Consider the following 16,485-nt stretch of genomic DNA (forward strand, 5'->3'; position numbering starts at 1 on the left):
CGCTGTTGCGCACCCCCGTCGCAATCCACAGCTTCCAGGCCGCCCCAGCCCCCCGGCCCAGCCCCCACGACCGGCGCGCCCCCGCCGAACAGCCGCAACTCCTCCCCGCCTGAGACACCCCCGCTCAGCCCCCGGGGCCGATCGCCAAGGCGGCGCGGCTAAGCGACTGATTGACCGTGGTCAGGGAATCCGAAGCCGAGCGTTGGCGATGGACCAGGTGGCGCCGTTGTCCTTCGCGCTGGCGACCTTGAGCCCCGTCGCGAGACGACGCTGGGTGGCGGTCAATTCGTTCGATGCGGCCGTGAAAGCCTGCGCCCCCAGCAGGGCTGCGGGGTTGGTGTTGATGGAGTTCACACCGTGCACCCGGCCGTCTCTATTCTACCCATGGTAGAATCATAGGGGCGGCACCTTTGCGAAAAATTAAGACGGCCCGCCCGGCGCGAGCGTGGGCCGCCCCTTCACGGCGAGCGCCGGACCCGAGGCGAAGGCGAGCGGCCGGACACGATTAGGATCGCCTTTCAGCACCTCCCATCGCGTCGCCGCTCCGTCGCGCCAGAAGCGCAGGTCGAACGACATCCTGTCGATACGCACGTCACGCAGGATCAGGTCGGTCATCCAGTCGGGCAGCGCCGGATCCAGATACAGCAGGCCGTTGGGCGCGTCTGGCTGGAAGCCCAGGAACATCTGCAGGAACGAGAAGCACGACCCCGCCGCCCACGCCTGCGGCGTGTTGGCGCCCAGGTACTGCACGGGAAAGGTCGTCGGCGAGCGGGACAGGCCCGCGTAGAGCTCTGGAAGCTGGTGCTGCTGGAAGTAGGACGCCGCGCCGCTGATCCCCCGGGCGACCTGCGCCGCCTCCGCCACGAAGCCGTACCGCCGGAAGCCCAGCGCGATCAGCCCGTTATCGTGGGGCCAGACCGAGCCGTTCTGGTAGGAGTTCGGGTTGTAAGCCGGGTGGTCGGACGACAAGGTCCGGATTCCCCAGCCCGTCCACATGTCCGGCGCCATCAGCCGCTTCACCACCCGGGCCGCGCGGTCCGGCGGCACGATGCCCGACCAGAGGGCGTGGCCGGGATTGGAGGTGACGCTCATGACCCTGGCTTTCTCGCCGTCGAGGGCGAAGGCGTAGAAGCCGCTGGCCTCGTCCCAGAACACGTCGTTGAACCGCTCGAACAGCTCGGCGGCCTTGCGGCGCAGGCGAGCGGCCTTGGCCTTGCGGTCCAGGGCGTCGTAGATGTCGGCCATGCGCAACCAGGCGTCGTAGACGTAGCCCTGCAGTTCGCAGAGCGCCTTCGGCCCCTTCACCCGCGACCCGTCGGGATAGACCAGCGCCTCGCCGGAATCCTTCCAGCCCTGGTTCTCGTAACCGGCGTCCGACCGGGTCTGGTATTCCTGGAAGCCGTCCTTGTCGCGATCGCCGTACGTGTCGATCCAGTCCAGGCAGCGCTCGGCGACCGGCAGGTAGCGTTCGAGCAGGCCGTGGTCGCCGGTGCTGCGCCACGCGGTATGGAGGACGATCGGGTAAAGCGGCGTGGCGTCGGCCGTCCCGTAGTACGGCGTGTGCGGGATCAGCTTGAAGTGGGCGAGCTCGCCGGTCCGCAGCTCGTGCATGATCTTGCCGGGCTCGGCGTCGCGCCAGTCGTCGCGCGCGTCGGCCTGATACCGGCCCAGGACATCGAGCGCCCCGCGGGCGAAGTCCGGATAGATCATCGCGTTCTGCAGCGAGACGATCAAGCTGTCGCGGCCGAACAGGCCCACGAACCACGGGACGCCCGCCGCCGGCACGAACTGCATGTGATCGGTGCCCTCGAACGGCAGGCGCAGCGCGGCCATGTCGGCGACGGCCTGGCGGTAGTAGCGGTAGAACTCCTCGTTGCCGGTCTGCAGCTTCAGGACCCCGGCCTGCCAGACGTTCAGGCCGGTGGCCAGCTGGGAGCCCAGCGCCGCCTCGACGCAGGACTTGGGCGCCCGTCCCTCATGCCCCGCGAACTCGTAGATCAGGCAGGCGTGCCAGGCCTCGCCGGGGTCCAGCGCGATGTCGAAGCTGATGCGGCCGTTCGCATAGACCGGCCGGCTCCCCCCGCGCCGCACCTTGACGGAGAGGCCGCGCCTGAAGTCGGCGTTGACGTAGCTGGTGTCCAGGCGCTGGGCCCGAGGCGTCCAGGCGGTGTGGATATGGCCACGGCGGACGATCCGCCCGGACCTCACCTCGAAGACGTCCGCAAAGTCGCTGCGGATGGCGATCTCCAGGTTGAACTGCACCGCCTTGGCGCCATGGTTCACGAGGTCGAGGTCCTCGTGCAGGCCGTGGCCGATCGTGCGACTCAGAGTCAACGCCAGGCTGCCGGCCGCGATGTCGCCCGCCGCGCTGGCGAGCGCGCGGTTCAGCAGGAACACGCGGCTGGCGAAATAGGCGATGTTGGCGGAGTTCAGCAGGTCCCACCGCACGCCGTTCGCATAGATCCGCCAGCTCGAGATCAGACGCGTGTCGCGGTCGTACAGCCCCTTGTCGGTCGGCGCCGAGATCTGCCCGTCCTGGTCGGTGAGCAGGAAGGCGTGGCCCTGGTTGATGGCGAGCCTGGGCGGCCCGACCGTGATCTCCGCGGCCATGTCAGGGCGCTCCGCCGGCGTGCGGGGCCAGGCTGACGCTCCGCGCCCGCAGGGCCGCCACGACGCCGGCCGTCGACTTGCCGGCGCCGGACACGCCGATCACCAGCACCGCCGGCGCTGTCACGACGCACCCCCCACTACCACGCCTCCCGCCCTTCGCGGATCCGGCTGAGGACGCGGTGCAGGTGGGTGGTCGAGCCCGGCTCGGCCTGGACCAGCAGGTGGTCGGCGCCGGCGTCGGCGAAGGCCTCGATATGGCGCTCGGGCTCGACGATCATCAGGTGACAGTTCAGCGGCTTGCGCGTGCAGCGCCGGATCGCCTTCACGATGTCCGGGCCGAAGGTGATGTCGGGCACGAAGCGCCCGTCCATGATGTCCACATGGATCCAGTCCGCCCCGGCCTGGTCTACGGCCCGGACCTCCTCGCCCAGCCGCGTGAAGTCGGCCGAGAGGATCGAGGGCGCGACGATGACGGCGCGGTGGGTCATGGGGCGGCCCCCGCGGCGGCGCGCGGCAGGATGTACCGGCGGACCGCCTCGGCGAAGCCGTCTTCGGTGTTCGGACCGGTCACGGCGGCGGCGGCGGCGCGCACGGCCGGCGGCGCTTGGCCCATGGCGACGGCGAACCCCGCCTCCCGGAACATCGAAAGGTCGTTGGCCATGTCGCCGATCACCGCCAGGTTCGCCTTCTCGAGCCCCAGGCGCCGGCAGATCGCCCGCACCGCATGGCCCTTGTTCGCGTCGCGATGGGTGACGTCGAGGTAGTAGGGCTGCGACCGGACGGCGGCGGCGAGCCCGCCCAGCCGCGCCTGGGCCTCGAGCTCCACGCGCGCCAGCAGGTCATGGTCGTCCGAAACGCCGACGAGCTTGTCGATCTCCCCCAGCAGGCTGTCGAAGCCTGTGACGGCGGTCGGCTCGAAGCCGACGGTGCGGCGCTCGCGGTCGGTGCAGATCCCACGAGGGTCGCGCAGCCACCACTCGCCGCGCGCGAAGACCCAGCTGTCGATCCCGCGCAGATCGAACAGCGCCAGCGCCATGCGGGCCGCTTCGACCGGCACGGTCAGGCGCTCGATGACCTCGCCGTCCGGGCCGAGGACGCCGCCGCCGTTGAAGGCTGCGAACGGCTTGTCGACCTCCAGCACGCTCAGCAGGGCGGCCATGCCGCGGGGCGGGCGGCTGGAGATCAGGCTGAAGCCGACGCCCGCCGTGCGCAACGAGCGCACCGCCGCCGCGGCCGCTTCGGTCAGCAGCTTGTCGGGCGTGACCAGGGTGCCGTCCACATCGGAGATCAGGAAGGCGCCTGGCGGCGCGGGCGCGGCGTCATCCACCGCCGCCACCCAGGGGACCTTCCACATGGCCGCCGAATCCGAACCGCATGGCCGACAGCAGCTTCTCGCCGAAGGTGTGTTCCTGGCGTGAGCGGAACCGGGCGTAGAGCGCCGCCGACAGCACCTCGGCCGGCACCGCCTCCTCTATCGCCGCCTCGATGGTCCAGCGCCCCTCGCCGGAATCGGCCACCGCGCCGGTGTAGTTCTCCAGCGTCGCGTCGCCCGCCAGGGCCGAGGCGGTGAGGTCGAGCAGCCAGGACGAGACGACACTGCCGCGTCGCCAGACCTCGGCGATGTCCATCAGGTCGAGCTCGTAGCGCTGGTCCACGGGCAGGCTCGCGGAGCTCTTGTTGCGCAGGATGTCGAAGCCCTCGGCATAGGCCTGCATCAGCCCGTACTCGATGCCGTTGTGGATCATCTTCACGAAATGCCCCGCGCCCACGGGACCGGCGTGGATATAGCCGAGCTCGGCGCGCGGATCGGCGCCGTCGGGGCGCCTGGTGCGCGCGATGGCGCCGGCGCCGGGCGCCAGCGTCCGGAACACCGGGTCCAGCCGGTCCACCGCGCTCTTCTCGCCGCCGATCATCATGCAGTAGCCGCGCGACAGACCCCAGACGCCGCCGGAGGTGCCCACGTCGACATAGTGCAGGCCATTGGCCTTCAGCGCCTGCGCCCGCCGGATGTCGTCCTTGTAGAAAGTGTTGCCCCCGTCGATGACGGTGTCGCCGGAGCCGAACAGGCCGGCCAGCTGCCGGACGGTCTCCTCGGTGGGATCGCCGGCCGGCAGCATGATCCATACGGCGCGCGGCGCCCGCAGCCTGGCCGCGAGGTCCGCCAGGTCGGCCGCTCCCGTCGCGCCGTCGTCGGCCAACGCCTTTACCGCCGCGGCGTCGCGATCCCAGACGACGCAGTCGTGACCGTCCTGCATCAGCCGTCGAACAATGTTGCCGCCCATCCGACCCAGGCCGATGACGCCCAACTGCATGCGACTTGTCCTTCTCGGCGGAAGTGGAGGAATCGCGCCGCCTCAGCCCGCGCTTCGCCGGCCGAGCTTGGCCCGCACGGCGTCCAGCAGCTTGTCGGCGGAGTCGGAGAACAGCTTGACGCCGTCGGTCACCAGGTCGCGCGTCACGCCCGGAAGGTCGAGGCCCAGGCGCTCGGCCTCGGCCAGCACCCGTTCGGCCTCGGGCACGTCCTGGGTCAGGGTCAGGGCCACCCGCCCGTGGTCGCGGAAGGCGTCCATGGTCTTGGGCGGCATGGTGTTGACCGTGTCCGGGCCGATCAGACTCTCGACATAGAGCACGTCGGAATAGGCCGGGTCCTTGGTCCCGGTGGACGCCCACAGCAACCGCTGCGGCCGCGCGCCCGCCGTCGCCAGGACTTTCCAGCGGGGCGTTTCGATCAGCCTCAGATATTCCCGATAGGCCATCTTGGCGTTGGCGACGGCCACCTTGCCGCGCAACGCCTGCAACCGCTCGGCGTCCCGGCCGCCGGCGGCCACGCGCTGGTCGATCTTCCTGTCGATCTGGGCGTCGATCCGGCTGACGAAGAAGCTGGCCACGCCCGCGACCTTGCCCGCGTCGCCGCCGCCCGCCTTGAACGCTTCCAGGCCGGCGATGTGCGCCTCCGCCACCGCCAGATAGGCCTCCAGCGCGAACAGCAGGGTGACGTTGACGTTGATCCCCTCGCCGACCAGCGTGCGGATCGCGGCGACCCCGGCCTCGGTCCCCGGAACCTTGACCATGAGGTTCGGCCGGTCGACGGCGTTCCAGAGCCGCCGCGCCTCGGTGACCGTCGCCCGGGTGTCCAACGCCAGATAGGGCGAGACTTCCAGGCTCACGAAGCCATCGGCGCCGTTCATCGCGTCATGGACCGGGCGCAACTGGTCGGCGGCGTCCTGGATGTCGGCGATCGCCAGGCGCTCATAGACCTCGGCGGCCTCGACCTTGCCCTGCGCCAGGAAGGCCCGCAGGCGGTCGTCGTAGTCCGAGCCCTCGCCGATCGCCTTCTCGAAGATCGAGGGGTTGGAGGTCACGCCCTTCAGCCCGTCCTCGGCGATCAGCTTCTTCAAGCCGCCCGTCGCCAGGATCTTGCGGTCGATGAAGTCGAGCCAGACGGCCTGGCCGACCTCGCCCAGGCGCTGCAGCGGATTGCTCATGGCTTGCCTCGCGCGGCCTGCGCCTTGGCCGCTTCGTAGAGGTGATCCGGGGTGAAGCCGAACCTGGTCCTCAGGTCGGCGATCGGCGCCGAGGCTCCGAAGGTGTGCATGGCCAGGATCGCGCCGCCCGGGCCCGCATAGCGATCCCAGCCCAGGCTCGTCCCAGCCTCGACAGCCACCCGGCCCACGACGTCAGGCGGCAGCACCTGGTCGCGATAGACCTGGTCCTGTTGCTCGAAGAGGTCCCAGGACGGCATAGAGACCACTCGCGCCGCCATGCCTTCCGAGCTCAGCCGTTCATAGACATCGACGCAGAGCGAGACCTCGCTGCCGGTGGCCATCAGGATCACCTGCGGACGCTCCTCGGCGCCGGCCAGGACATAGGCGCCGCGGCGCACCCCCTGGGCCGGGGCGTAGCGGCGGCGATCCAGCGTCGGCAGCGCCTGGCGCGACAGCACGAGGCACGCGGGCCGCCGGCTCTGGCCGAGGATCGTGCGCCAGGCCTCGGCGGTCTCGTTGGCGTCGCCGGGGCGCAGGGTGATCAGGCCCGGGATCGCACGCAGGGCCGCCAGCTGTTCGATCGGCTGGTGCGTCGGGCCGTCCTCGCCGAGCCCGATGGAGTCGTGGGTGAAAACGAACACCACCGGCAGTTCCATCAGCGCCGCCAGGCGGGTGGGCGGGCGCATGTAATCGCTGAAGATCAGGAAGGTGCCGGTGTAGGGACGCAGGCCGGAGAGCGCCAGGCCGTTGACGATCGCGCCCATGGCGTGCTCGCGCACCCCGAAGTGCAGGTTGCGGCCGCCATAGCTCTCCGGCCCGAACGTCCCCGCCTCCTCGAACTCCAGCCTGGTCTTGGTGGAGGGCGCCAGGTCCGCCGCCCCGCCCAGCAGCCACGGGATGTGGCGGGCCACCGCGTTCAGCGTCTTGCCGGAAGCTTCCCGGCTGGCGACGCCCTTGGGGTCTGCGGGAAAGACCGGGATGTCCGCGTCCCAGCCATCCGGCGCCTCGCCACCGCGCATCAGGTCCAGTTCGCGGGCCAGATGCGGCTCGGCCTCCCGGTAGCGGCCAAAGTCGGCCTCCCACGCCTGGCGCAGCGCCTTGCCGCGCGCGCCCAGGGTTTCGGCGAAATGCGCGCGCACGCCGTCCGGCACGCGGAACCGGGCGTCCTGCGGCCAGCCGTAGGCGGCCTTGGTCAGCCGCACCTCGTCCGGGCCAAGGGGATCGCTGTGGATCCTGGACGTGCCCTGCTTGTGCGGCGATCCGTAGCCGATGACGCTCCTGACCCGGATCAGGGTCGGACGGTCGGAGGTCGCGCGGAAAGCCTCGACAGCCTTGGCGAAGGCCTCGGTGTCGTTGGCGTCGGCCACCTCCCGGGTCGCCCAGCCGTAGGCGCGGAACCGGGCCGCCACGTCCTCGCTGAACGCCAGGTCGGTGTGGCCCTCGATGGTCACGGTGTTGTCGTCGTAGATCCAGCAGAGGTTGGAGAGTTTCAGGTGGCCGGCCAGCGAGGCGGCCTCGCTGGCGACGCCTTCCATCAGGTCGCCGTCGCTGCAGATCACATAGACGCTGTAGTCGAAGAGCTTGCGGTCGGGCTTGTTGAACCGCGCCGCGAGCCAGCGCTCGGCCATCGCCATCCCGACGCTGTTGCCGCAGCCCTGGCCCAGCGGCCCGGTGGTGGTCTCCACGCCCGTCGTATGGCGATACTCCGGGTGGCCCGGCGTCACGCTGCCCAGCTGACGGAAATGCTCGATGTCGTCGAGGCTGACGGCGGGCCTGCCCTGCAGACGCCCCTGGCGGTCCACGGCCTGGACGTCCGCCAGGTGCAGCAGGCTGTAGAGCAGCATCGAGGCGTGGCCGGCCGACAGCACGAACCGGTCACGGTTGATCCAGGTCGGGTCCTCGGGGTCGTAGCGCAGGAAGCGCGTCCACAGCGTATAGCCGACAGCCGCAAGGCCCATGGGGGCGCCGGCGTGGCCCGATTGCGCCTTCTCCACCGCATCGATCGCCAGGGTGCGGATCGTGTCGATCGCCAACTCGGCGCCGTCGACAACCGCCGAACCGCGATCTGCTGCGCCATCCATGCCGATCTCCGAACGCAAAGGCTGCGCCAGCGACCGCTGCGGCGGAGCGCCTGCGGCCTGTCCGGAACAGCGGTGACAATCGCCTGCATCTCGCGGAGACGGCGCCCCGAGATGCAGGCTGCAGGAGCAACGGCCCTGCGCCCACGGAGTTCCGAGGCCCCGGCGATCAATCGCCGCCGGGCAGACCGGCGGGAGTCCCTTGGCTGTTCAACTTGCGGGCCCGGACGGCTATGGACCGGACATGGCCTGGACGCGCACCTATGACGAACCGGAACCGCAGCGGGTGAACCGCTGGCTGGCGCAGAGCGGGGTGTGCTCGCGGCGCGAGGCCGAGGCGCTGATCGGCAAGGGTCTGGTGAGCATCGACGGCCAGCGGGTCGAGGACCCCGGGCGCAAGATCGCCGCCGGCCAGACCCTGACCCTGGCCGACGACGCCGCGGCGCCGGCGGGCGGGCCGCTCTCCGTCGTGCTGCACAAGCCGGTGGGGATCGTCTCCTCGCAGCCGGAGGCGGACCAGGTTCCGGCGGTGCGGCTGCTGACGCGGGCGGCGCTGTGGGGCGAGGCCGACGCCATCCCGGGGCGCGACAGCCGGCTGGCGCCGGCGGGGCGGCTCGACAAGGACTCCCGCGGCCTGCTGATCCTCTCGGAGGACGGGGTGGTGGCCAAGGCGGTGATCGGGCCAGCCTCGGAGCTGGAGAAGGAATACCGGGTGCAGGTGGCGGGGGCGCTCAACGCGCGCAAGCTGAAGATGCTGCGCCACGGCCTGCGGCTGGACGGGCGCGACCTGAAGCCGGCGCAGGTCAGCGTGGTGGAGGGCCAGCAACTGCGCTTCGTGCTGAGGGAGGGGCGCAACCGGCAGATCCGGCGGATGTGCGAGATGGTGGAGCTACAGGTCACCGACCTGTTCCGGGTGCGGGTCGGCGGCCTGGTGCTGGGCGACCTGCCGGAGGGCCGCTGGCGGCCGCTGACGGCCGCCGAGCGGGACCTGCTGGTCAGCGGCGCAGCGGCAGCAGGGCGCGCAGCTTCGGATCGGTGAGCCAGAGGCCGCCCCAGGCCATCAGGCCCAGGTAGACGCCGAACAGGGTGTGGCTGAACAGCGGATCGCCGAGCCGCAGGTGGCTGGCGATGGCGCCGCCCATGATCGCGGTCATCAGCACCGCCCCCAGCACCGAGGTGCGCGGGAAGACGTAGAGGGCGGTGACGAGCAGCTCCATGGTCCCGATCCCCCGGGCCAGGCTGTCGGGGTAGCCGAGCTGGCGGAAGCTATCGGTCACCGGCTGGATCTTCACCAGCTTGATGACCGCGTCGAACAGCATGAAGGCGGTGACGAGGCCGATGAGGCCCCTGCCCGCCCAGGTCGTCAGCCTGGACGGGGCCGCTGGCGCGGCGAGGGTCTGCGCAGTCATGGCGCGGCTCCTGGAGCCAGGGTCAGGACCTGGGCGTCTCGCCCAGCGACCAGTTGACTTTGAAGCGGTCGACGAGCTTGCCGAAGTCGTCGCCCCAGAACATCCGTTGCACCGGCATGGAGACGGTCATGCCGGCGTCGACGGCGCGCTTCACCCAGGCCTGGATGTCGTCGACCTGCAGGTGGAGGGTGAAGGAGCTGGAGGGCTGGTAGGCCATGTCCGCGCCGTGCTCGGGGAAGCAGTCGCTGATCATCACGTCGCCGCCGTTGATCTGCAGGTGGCAGTGCATCAGCCGCTTTCCGTCGTCGGCCGGCAGGCGGAAGACCTCCGTGGCCCCGAAGGCCTTCTGGTAGAGCTCGGAGGCCGCGGCGGCGCCCTCCAGGTTGATGTAGGGGATCACGCTGGAGAACACGGGCGCAGGGGCTTCGGGCATCGGACGGCTCCTAGGGTTCGGGGGTCAGAGGGTCGGCAGGAGTTCGGCGAGCTGGTCGGCGCATTGGCCCCAGCCTTCGTGGAAGCCCATCTTCTCGTGGGTCTCCTTGTCGGCGGCGGTCCAGTGGCGGGCCGTGGCGGTGTAGCGGGTCTTGCCGCCGCCCAGGTCCTCCAGCTCGATGATCCCGGTGAAGAACGGCTTCTCCGAAGGCTTCCAGGCCTCGGTGTAGGCGTCGGTGAACACAAGACGCCGGTTGGGCGTGACCTCCAGGTAGACGCCGGGGTTCGGATAGTCGGTCCCCTGCGGATCGCGCATGACGATCAGGGAAGAGCCGCCGGGGCGGACGTCGATCTCGACGCGGGAGGTGGTCCAGGGGCGGGGCGCGAACCACCTGGGCAGCACCGTGGGGTCGGTCCAGGCCCGCCAGACCTTCTCGGGCGGGGCGTCGAAGATGCGGGTCAGCGTGAGGTCGTGGCCGACGGCGGGCATCGGGGGCTCCTGGTGTCTTGCATTGATCCTAGGACGAACGGCCCATGGTCGAGCCGACAAGAGTTTGCGAATTTTTTGCGGGCTTCGGTTTTTCGCCATCACCCGGCGGGTGATCGGGGCCAAGCCTTTCGGTGGTAAATACATTTTCGAGGTGGCGGACAACACCCGGATTTCAGATTAAATAAACATATAATCAATGGGTTGTTAGATCTCCGGGGCGTTTACCGGGGTATTGACCGGTCAACACCCGGCAGAGTTCGCCCGCGGCGGCGGGACTGGGAGCCTAGCTCAGGCGGCGGAGCGCCACAAGAACATAGTGAGAACATATCCTGGGGGCGGCCATTCCGCGCGGGCCGCGCTCCAGCCGGGGATGACGTTCGAGGGGGCGGAAGCGGCTGAGCCGAGCGGCGATTCAGGCCGCCCCGCCCAGCCCGTCGAGGTGCTGGCGGATATGGGCGGCTTCGGCCGGGGTGTGGGCCAGCGCTATGGCCCGGGCGAAGGCTTCACGGGCTTCGGCGGCGCGGCCCAGGTCGCGGAGCAACGCGCCCTTCAGGCCGTGGAAGTGGAAGTAGCCGGAGAGCCGGCCGGCCAGGGGCTCGACCATGGCCAGCGCCGCCTCCGGCCCCCTGACCTTGTAGACCGCGACGGCGCGGTTGAGGGTGACCACCGGCGAGGGCTGCAGCACCTCCAGCGTGGCGTAGAGCGCGTCGATCTGGGCCCAGTCGGTGTCGGCCGGACGGGCGGCGCGGGCGTGCAGCGCGGCGATGGCGGCCTGCACCTGGTAAGGGCCGGGGCGGCGGTGGCGCAGCGCCTTGTCGATCAGGGCCAGGCCCTCGGCGATCATCGCCGGATTCCACAGGCTGCGGTCCTGGTCGTCCATCAGGATGATCTGGCCGCCGGCGTCGAAACGGGCGGCGGCTCTCGCGTGCTGCAGCAGCATCAGGGCGGTCAGCCCCATGATCTCCGGCTCGGCCTGGAAGAGGCGCAGCAGCAGGCGGCCCAGGCGGATCGCTTCGGCACAGAGCGGCGCGCGCTCGGCCGCCGCCTCGCCGCCGGCGGAATAGCCCTCGTTGAAGATCAGGTAGACCATCGCCGCCACGGCGGCGAGGCGCTCGGAGCGCTCGACCGGACCGGGGGTCTCGAAGGCCACGTCGGCTTTGGCGATGCGGGCCTTGGCGCGGGTGATCCGCTGCTCCATGGCCGCCTCCCCCACCAGGAAGGCCCGGGCGATCTGCCTGACCGAGAGGCCGGAGACGATGCGCAGGGCCAGCCCGATCTGCTGGGTGGCCGGCAGGTCCGGGTGGCAGCAGATGAACAGCAGCCGCAGGATGTCGTCGCGGTAGTGGGCGCCGTCCAGCCGCTCGGCCAGGGCGTCCTCCGCGTCGTCGAGGTCGGAGACCTCCGCCTCCGGCGGGAGCGGCTGCTGCCTGGCCTGGCGGCGGACCTGGTCGAGGCCGGCGTTGCGGCCGACCAGGATCAGCCAGGCGACGGGGTCGCGCGGCGGGCCGTTCTGCGGCCAGCTCTTCAGGGCGCGCAGGCAGGCGTTCTGGAACGCCTCCTCCGCCGCGTCGAGGTCGCGGAAGTAGCGCAGCAGCGCGCCGAGCGCCTGGGGCCGGGCCGAAGTGAGCGCGGTATCGATCCAGGCGAGGTCGGTCACGAAAGCCCTGTCCCCGGCACGAACAGCGCCACGGGCCGCACCTCGTAGCCGCCGGCGCCGGGGTTGGCGACGGCCAGTTCCCTGGCGGTCTCCAGCGCCTGCTCCAGGTCCTCGCAGTCGATCACGTAGAAGCCCAGCAGCTGCTCCTTGGTCTCGACGAAGGGGCCGTCCAGCACCAGGGGCTCCTCGCCCTTGCGCAAGCAGGTGGCCGCGGTGGTGGGCAGCAGCCGGGCCGCGCCGACGAAGCGGCCGGCCTTGGCCAGCTTGGCGTGCACCACGTCGAGGCGGGCCATGACGGCGTCGTCCTCTTCCTTGGTCCAGGCGCCGACGATCTGCTCGTCGTTGTAGCAGAGGATGGCGTACTGCATCGGATCTCCTTTTCGAACCTGAGGACGCAGGGATAGCGCCGTAACCGACAGGCGCGGCCGATTTATTTGCGCCCGGGCGAGGCGGTCGAGGAACAGGAGCCGGGGTTTTCCGGATTGCGGCAAGGTGTCCGCCGCCGGCCCTTCCCCGCCTCCGCTTCCGATTTCGCTGTCCCTCCGCGCCCATCCGTGCGATGGTCTCCCAGTCGAATATCGATTTGGTTCGGTCGCTCTCCACGCTTGTCCTTCGGATCGAGCTCCGGGCTTTCTAGATCCTCTCCGACGATTTGATCAGGACCCCCGACCGGGGCGACCTGCATGGCGGCTCCCTCCCGTCGGCGACGCCGGCGGGCGGCCGCGATAGCTGAAAGACCTGCATGAGCGAAATACATGGGACGGGATTCGCCGACCGCCTGAAGACCGCCGCCGAGGCCAAGAAGGCGCTGCTTGCGAACTTCCGGCCGAAGCCCACCGTCACCGATCCGGAGCTGGCCGACCGGACCGCCGCGCGCCAGGCGGCGCTCGAGCAGGTCCGCGAGGAGCGCGCCCTGGCCAAGACGGCCAAGCGGCAGGCGGCGGCCGACGCGCTGGAAGCCGCGCGCCAGGCCGAGGAGGCTGTCGACGCCCTCGCCCTCGACGCCAAACGGGGCGCCCGCAAGGAACGAAAGGCGCTATCACAGGCCGAGGCCAAGGCGAAACGCGATGCGCGTTACGCGGCGCGTAAGGCGCGAAGATAGCCTCAAGTCCAGGGAAAGCCGTCGATGGCGAGGAAGCCCAACTATAAATTCGAGCGGATAGAGCGCGAGCGGGTCAAGGCGAACAAGCTCGCCGAGAAGGCCGACGCGAAGCGGACCCAGCGCGAGCGGACCGACGCCGAGGCGCCGGGGCCGGATCGCGCCGAACCCGAAGAAAGCTGAGACCCACATGCCGGACGGCGTCATCTACAACCACGAGACGGTCGCGCTCGATGGCGAGACGTTCTCCGACTGCGAGTTCCGCAACTGCCGGCTGGTCTACGCCGGCGGGGAGCCGCCGATCTTCAAGGACTGCCGCATCGACGGGTGCGAATGGCGGTTCGACGAGGCGGCGGGCCGCACCCTGGCGCACCTGAGAGCCGTGTGGAACGCGGGCGGCAAGTCCTCGGTGCAGGCCCTGATCAAGGAAATCACCGGCGCCCGCTGAGTCCAGTCCACGTGCATGGAGCGCCCATGACCCAGCCCTTCGACCTCTCCGACCGCACCCTGCTGATCACCGGCGCCTCCGCCGGCCTCGGCCTGCAGTTCGCCCGCTCCGCCGCCGCCGCAGGCGCGCGGCTGGCGCTGGCCGCCCGCCGCACCGACCGCCTGGCCGAGCTCGCCACCCGGATCGTGGCGGACGGCGGCCGGGCCATAGCCGTGTCCATGGACGTGCAGGACGAGGACTCGGTGATCGCCGGCTACGACCAGGCGCAGGCGGCGCTGGGTCCCATCGACAGCGTGATCGCCAACGCCGGCGTCAACGCCGAGGGCCTGGCCGCCGACCTGCCCGTCGAGACCTTCGACCGGCTGATGGCGGTCAACGTCCGCGGCGCCTTCCTCACCGCCCGCGAGGGCGCGCGGCGGATGATGGCCGCCTTCCCCCGGGAGGAGCAGCGCGGCCGCATCGTGCTGATCGCCTCCATCGGCGCGCAGAAGGTGCTGCCGGGCGTCGCCGTCTACTGCGCCTCCAAGGCCGCCGTGCTGATGCTGGGCCGGTCGCTGGCCCGCGAGTGGGCGAACCGCGGCGTCAACGTCAACGTCGTCTGCCCGGGCTACATCGAGACCGAGATCAACGCCGCGTGGTTCGCCGGCGAAGGCGGCCGCAAGCAGGTGGCGGGCTTCCCCCGCCGCCGGCTGATGACCGAGGCCGACCTCGACCCCGTCACCCTATACCTGGTCTCGCAGGCGTCGCGGGCGGTCACCGGCTCGGTGTTCACCCTCGACGACGGGCAGAGCCTGTAACCCTTGCGATGCCGCCCCGCCCCCGCGACAGTGGGCCGGTGAGCCGCATCCCGCTGATCATCGACTGCGACCCGGGCGTCGACGACGCCGTGGCCCTGTTCCTGGCCTTCGCCGCCCCGGACGCCCTCGACCTGCTGGCGATCACCACCGTGGCCGGCAACGTCAGCGCCGACCAGACCGCCCGCAACGCCCGCATCCTGCGGCAGATCGCCGGCCGGGAGGACGTGCCGGTCTACGCCGGCGCACAGGGACCCCTGGTGCGCGAGCCGGTGGAGGCCGGCCACTTCCACGGGGAGACCGGCCTGGGCGACCTGGCCCTCTTCGAGCCCGGCGAGCCCGTCGCCCCCGGCCATGCCGCCCAGGCGATCGTCCGCCTGGTGATGGCGCGGCCCGCCGGGGCCGTGACCCTGGCGGTGATCGGCCCGATGACCAACGTGGCGCTGGCCATGGCGCTGGAGCCGGCCATCGTCCCGCGCCTCGGCCGCATCGTGGCCATGGGCGGCGCCCGGCGCGAGGGCGGCAACGTCACCGCCTCCTCCGAATACAACATCCACGCCGACCCGCACGCCGCCGGGAAGGTGATCGGCTCCGGCGTCCCCGTGGTGCTACTGGGCCTCGACGCCACCCACCAGGTGCGCGCCACCCAGGCGCGCATCGCCGCCATCCGGGCGCTGGCCACCCCGCCCGCCCTGGCCATCGCCCAGCTCCTCGACTTCTCCGTGCGGGTGGAGAAGGTGCTGGTCGGCTGGGACGCGCCGCCGGTCCACGACCCCTGCACCATCGCCTACCTGCTGGCGCCCGAGCTGTTCGTCACCCGCCCGGCGCGGGTCGGGATCGAGACCGCCTCGCCCCTGACGCTGGGCCACACCGCCGTCGAGTTCCGGCTGGAGGACCTGTCCGCCGCCACCGTCCACTGGGCGACCGAGATCGACCACGAGGGGGTCTTCGCCCTGCTGCTGCGGCGCCTGGCGCCGTGAGCCGGCCGCGGATCACCGTGGTGGGCTCGGTGAACCTCGACCTGGTGGCCACGGGCGCGACCCTGCCCGCGCCCGGCGAGACCGTCACCGGGGCCGTGCTCGCCCGCCACCCCGGCGGCAAGGGCGCGAACCAGGCGCTGGCCGCCGCCCGGCTGGGCGCGGCGGTGAGCCTCGTCGCCCGGGTCGGCGCCGACCCGTTCGGCGAGGCGGCCCTGGCCCTGCTGCGCGCCGAGGGCGTCGACCTGTCCGGCGTCGCCGTCGACCCGGACGCCGGCACCGGCGTCGCCCTGATCGCGGTGGCGCGGGGCGGCGAGAACCAGATCGTGGTGGCCCCCGGCGCCAACGCCGCCTTCACCCCGGACCGCCTGGCTGCGATCCCCCAGGGCGCGCTGATCTGCCAGCTGGAGCTCCCGGTCGCCACCGTCGCCCGGGCCATGCAGCTGGCGACTGGCTTCGTCGCCCTCAACCTCGCCCCGGCGACGGAGGTCCCGCCCGCCCTGCTGGCCCGCGCCGACCTGGTCGTCGTCAACGAGGGCGAGGCCGCCTTCTACGGCCCGCGCCTCGACGCCGCCGGAGGGTTGGTGGCCGTCACCCTCGGCGCGCGCGGCGCGCGCCTGCTGCGGGCCGGGGTGGAGATCGCCACGGCCGTTCCGCCCCGGGTGACCGCGGTGGACGCCACCAGCGCCGGCGACGCCTTCGTGGGCGCCCTCACCGTCGCCCTGGTCGAGGGCCGCGGCCCCCGGGAGGCGCTGGCCTTCGCCTGCGCCGCCGGGGCGCTGGCCGCCGCCCGCCCCGGCGCTCAGCCCTCCCTGCCCAGGCGCGCCGAGGTGGAGGCCGCCGCCGGCCTGGCCTGACTCCCGGCCTGCTCAAAATTCGTGCAGGCGCCTGCCGTCCGCGGCCTTTCCGCAGGCGCCGGCTCGCCGCGCTTCATGGGCATGCAACGAACCTCCGCATCAACCGTATAGCCGGGAGCGCCAGGCCGCCCCGCCCGGCGCCCCATCCT

General features: G+C 71.4%; 20 protein-coding genes. 7 read left to right on the plus strand and 13 right to left on the minus strand.

The features are described from left to right. Nucleotides 1–180 precede the first annotated feature (180 nt). From VGL30_RS00620 to tkt, 8 genes are all read right to left on the minus strand, one after another. Nucleotides 181–354 carry a hypothetical protein gene (locus VGL30_RS00620; RefSeq protein ID WP_331535704.1) on the minus strand — a complete coding sequence of 58 codons (174 nt, stop codon included), beginning with the start codon at nucleotides 352–354 and terminating at the stop codon, nucleotides 181–183. 66 nt (nucleotides 355–420) lie between these two features. Continuing rightward, complete coding sequence (locus VGL30_RS00625; RefSeq protein ID WP_331535706.1) at nucleotides 421–2,610, minus strand: glycogen debranching N-terminal domain-containing protein; 2,190 nt, start codon at nucleotides 2,608–2,610, stop codon at nucleotides 421–423. 1 nt (nucleotide 2,611) lies between these two features. Further along, nucleotides 2,612–2,734 (minus strand): hypothetical protein, encoded by a 123-nt coding sequence (locus VGL30_RS00630; RefSeq protein WP_331535708.1) that lies wholly within the window; start codon nucleotides 2,732–2,734, stop codon nucleotides 2,612–2,614. Nucleotides 2,735–2,747: 13 nt separating this feature from the next. After that, nucleotides 2,748–3,098 (minus strand): ribulose-phosphate 3-epimerase, encoded by a 351-nt coding sequence (locus tag VGL30_RS00635; protein ID WP_331535710.1) that lies wholly within the window; start codon nucleotides 3,096–3,098, stop codon nucleotides 2,748–2,750. Beyond that, nucleotides 3,095–3,964 carry a Cof-type HAD-IIB family hydrolase gene (locus tag VGL30_RS00640; RefSeq protein WP_331535711.1) on the minus strand — a complete coding sequence of 290 codons (870 nt, stop codon included), beginning with the start codon at nucleotides 3,962–3,964 and terminating at the stop codon, nucleotides 3,095–3,097. Before VGL30_RS00640 ends, VGL30_RS00635 begins: the two co-directional genes overlap by 4 nt. After that, entirely contained in the window at nucleotides 3,930–4,922 is a 993-nt protein-coding gene (gnd, locus tag VGL30_RS00645) for a phosphogluconate dehydrogenase (NAD(+)-dependent, decarboxylating) (protein WP_331535713.1), read from the minus strand. Before gnd ends, VGL30_RS00640 begins: the two co-directional genes overlap by 35 nt. A 42-nt stretch (nucleotides 4,923–4,964) precedes the next feature. Then, a complete protein-coding gene (tal, locus tag VGL30_RS00650; protein ID WP_331535715.1) occupies nucleotides 4,965–6,095 on the minus strand; it encodes a transaldolase in 1,131 nt (376 codons plus the stop codon). Then, nucleotides 6,092–8,176 carry a transketolase gene (gene tkt, locus VGL30_RS00655; RefSeq protein WP_331535717.1) on the minus strand — a complete coding sequence of 695 codons (2,085 nt, stop codon included), beginning with the start codon at nucleotides 8,174–8,176 and terminating at the stop codon, nucleotides 6,092–6,094. The genes tal and tkt overlap by 4 nt, the downstream gene beginning before the upstream one ends. 241 nt (nucleotides 8,177–8,417) lie before the next feature. On the opposite strand from tkt, the gene VGL30_RS00660 reads away from it, so the two are divergent. After that, entirely contained in the window at nucleotides 8,418–9,212 is a 795-nt protein-coding gene (locus VGL30_RS00660; RefSeq protein ID WP_331535719.1) for a pseudouridine synthase, read from the plus strand. On the opposite strand, the gene VGL30_RS00665 is transcribed toward VGL30_RS00660, so the two are convergent. From VGL30_RS00665 to VGL30_RS00685, 5 genes are all read right to left on the minus strand, one after another. Then, nucleotides 9,169–9,582 carry a DoxX family protein gene (locus VGL30_RS00665; protein WP_331535721.1) on the minus strand — a complete coding sequence of 138 codons (414 nt, stop codon included), beginning with the start codon at nucleotides 9,580–9,582 and terminating at the stop codon, nucleotides 9,169–9,171. The two genes, VGL30_RS00660 and VGL30_RS00665, sit on opposite strands and share 44 nt — an antisense overlap. 22 nt (nucleotides 9,583–9,604) lie before the next feature. Then, nucleotides 9,605–10,015, minus strand: coding sequence for a VOC family protein (locus VGL30_RS00670; protein ID WP_331535723.1), 411 nt, complete (start codon nucleotides 10,013–10,015; stop codon nucleotides 9,605–9,607). Between the two features lie 24 nt (nucleotides 10,016–10,039). Continuing rightward, nucleotides 10,040–10,504 (minus strand): SRPBCC family protein, encoded by a 465-nt coding sequence (locus VGL30_RS00675; RefSeq protein ID WP_331535725.1) that lies wholly within the window; start codon nucleotides 10,502–10,504, stop codon nucleotides 10,040–10,042. 412 nt (nucleotides 10,505–10,916) lie between these two features. Then, on the minus strand, nucleotides 10,917–12,161 hold the full coding sequence (locus tag VGL30_RS00680) for an RNA polymerase sigma factor (protein ID WP_331535727.1): 1,245 nt from the start codon (nucleotides 12,159–12,161) through the stop codon (nucleotides 10,917–10,919). After that, entirely contained in the window at nucleotides 12,158–12,529 is a 372-nt protein-coding gene (locus VGL30_RS00685; RefSeq protein WP_331535729.1) for a YciI family protein, read from the minus strand. Before VGL30_RS00685 ends, VGL30_RS00680 begins: the two co-directional genes overlap by 4 nt. A 374-nt stretch (nucleotides 12,530–12,903) precedes the next feature. Here VGL30_RS00685 and VGL30_RS00690 point away from each other — a divergent pair, with 374 nt between their 5' ends. From VGL30_RS00690 to VGL30_RS00715, 6 genes are read left to right on the plus strand one after another with little or no spacing between them, the layout of a single operon-like run. After that, nucleotides 12,904–13,263: a DUF6481 family protein gene (locus tag VGL30_RS00690; RefSeq protein ID WP_331535731.1), complete on the plus strand. Its 360-nt coding sequence runs from the start codon at nucleotides 12,904–12,906 to the stop codon at nucleotides 13,261–13,263. A gap of 24 nt (nucleotides 13,264–13,287) precedes the next feature. Beyond that, complete coding sequence (locus tag VGL30_RS00695; protein ID WP_331535733.1) at nucleotides 13,288–13,443, plus strand: hypothetical protein; 156 nt, start codon at nucleotides 13,288–13,290, stop codon at nucleotides 13,441–13,443. Nucleotides 13,444–13,450: 7 nt separating this feature from the next. Beyond that, nucleotides 13,451–13,708, plus strand: a complete 258-nt coding sequence (locus tag VGL30_RS00700) for a hypothetical protein (protein WP_331535735.1) — start codon at nucleotides 13,451–13,453, stop codon at nucleotides 13,706–13,708. A gap of 26 nt (nucleotides 13,709–13,734) precedes the next feature. Next, nucleotides 13,735–14,505 carry an SDR family NAD(P)-dependent oxidoreductase gene (locus VGL30_RS00705; protein ID WP_331535737.1) on the plus strand — a complete coding sequence of 257 codons (771 nt, stop codon included), beginning with the start codon at nucleotides 13,735–13,737 and terminating at the stop codon, nucleotides 14,503–14,505. A 38-nt stretch (nucleotides 14,506–14,543) separates the two neighbouring features. Further along, on the plus strand, nucleotides 14,544–15,482 hold the full coding sequence (locus VGL30_RS00710; RefSeq protein WP_331535739.1) for a nucleoside hydrolase: 939 nt from the start codon (nucleotides 14,544–14,546) through the stop codon (nucleotides 15,480–15,482). Further along, nucleotides 15,479–16,336 carry a PfkB family carbohydrate kinase gene (locus tag VGL30_RS00715; RefSeq protein WP_331535741.1) on the plus strand — a complete coding sequence of 286 codons (858 nt, stop codon included), beginning with the start codon at nucleotides 15,479–15,481 and terminating at the stop codon, nucleotides 16,334–16,336. The genes VGL30_RS00710 and VGL30_RS00715 overlap by 4 nt, the downstream gene beginning before the upstream one ends. Nucleotides 16,337–16,485: the final 149 nt, after the last annotated feature.

This window comes from Phenylobacterium sp., from assembly GCF_036502675.1.
In the GTDB taxonomy this organism is placed as follows: domain Bacteria; phylum Pseudomonadota; class Alphaproteobacteria; order Caulobacterales; family Caulobacteraceae; genus Phenylobacterium.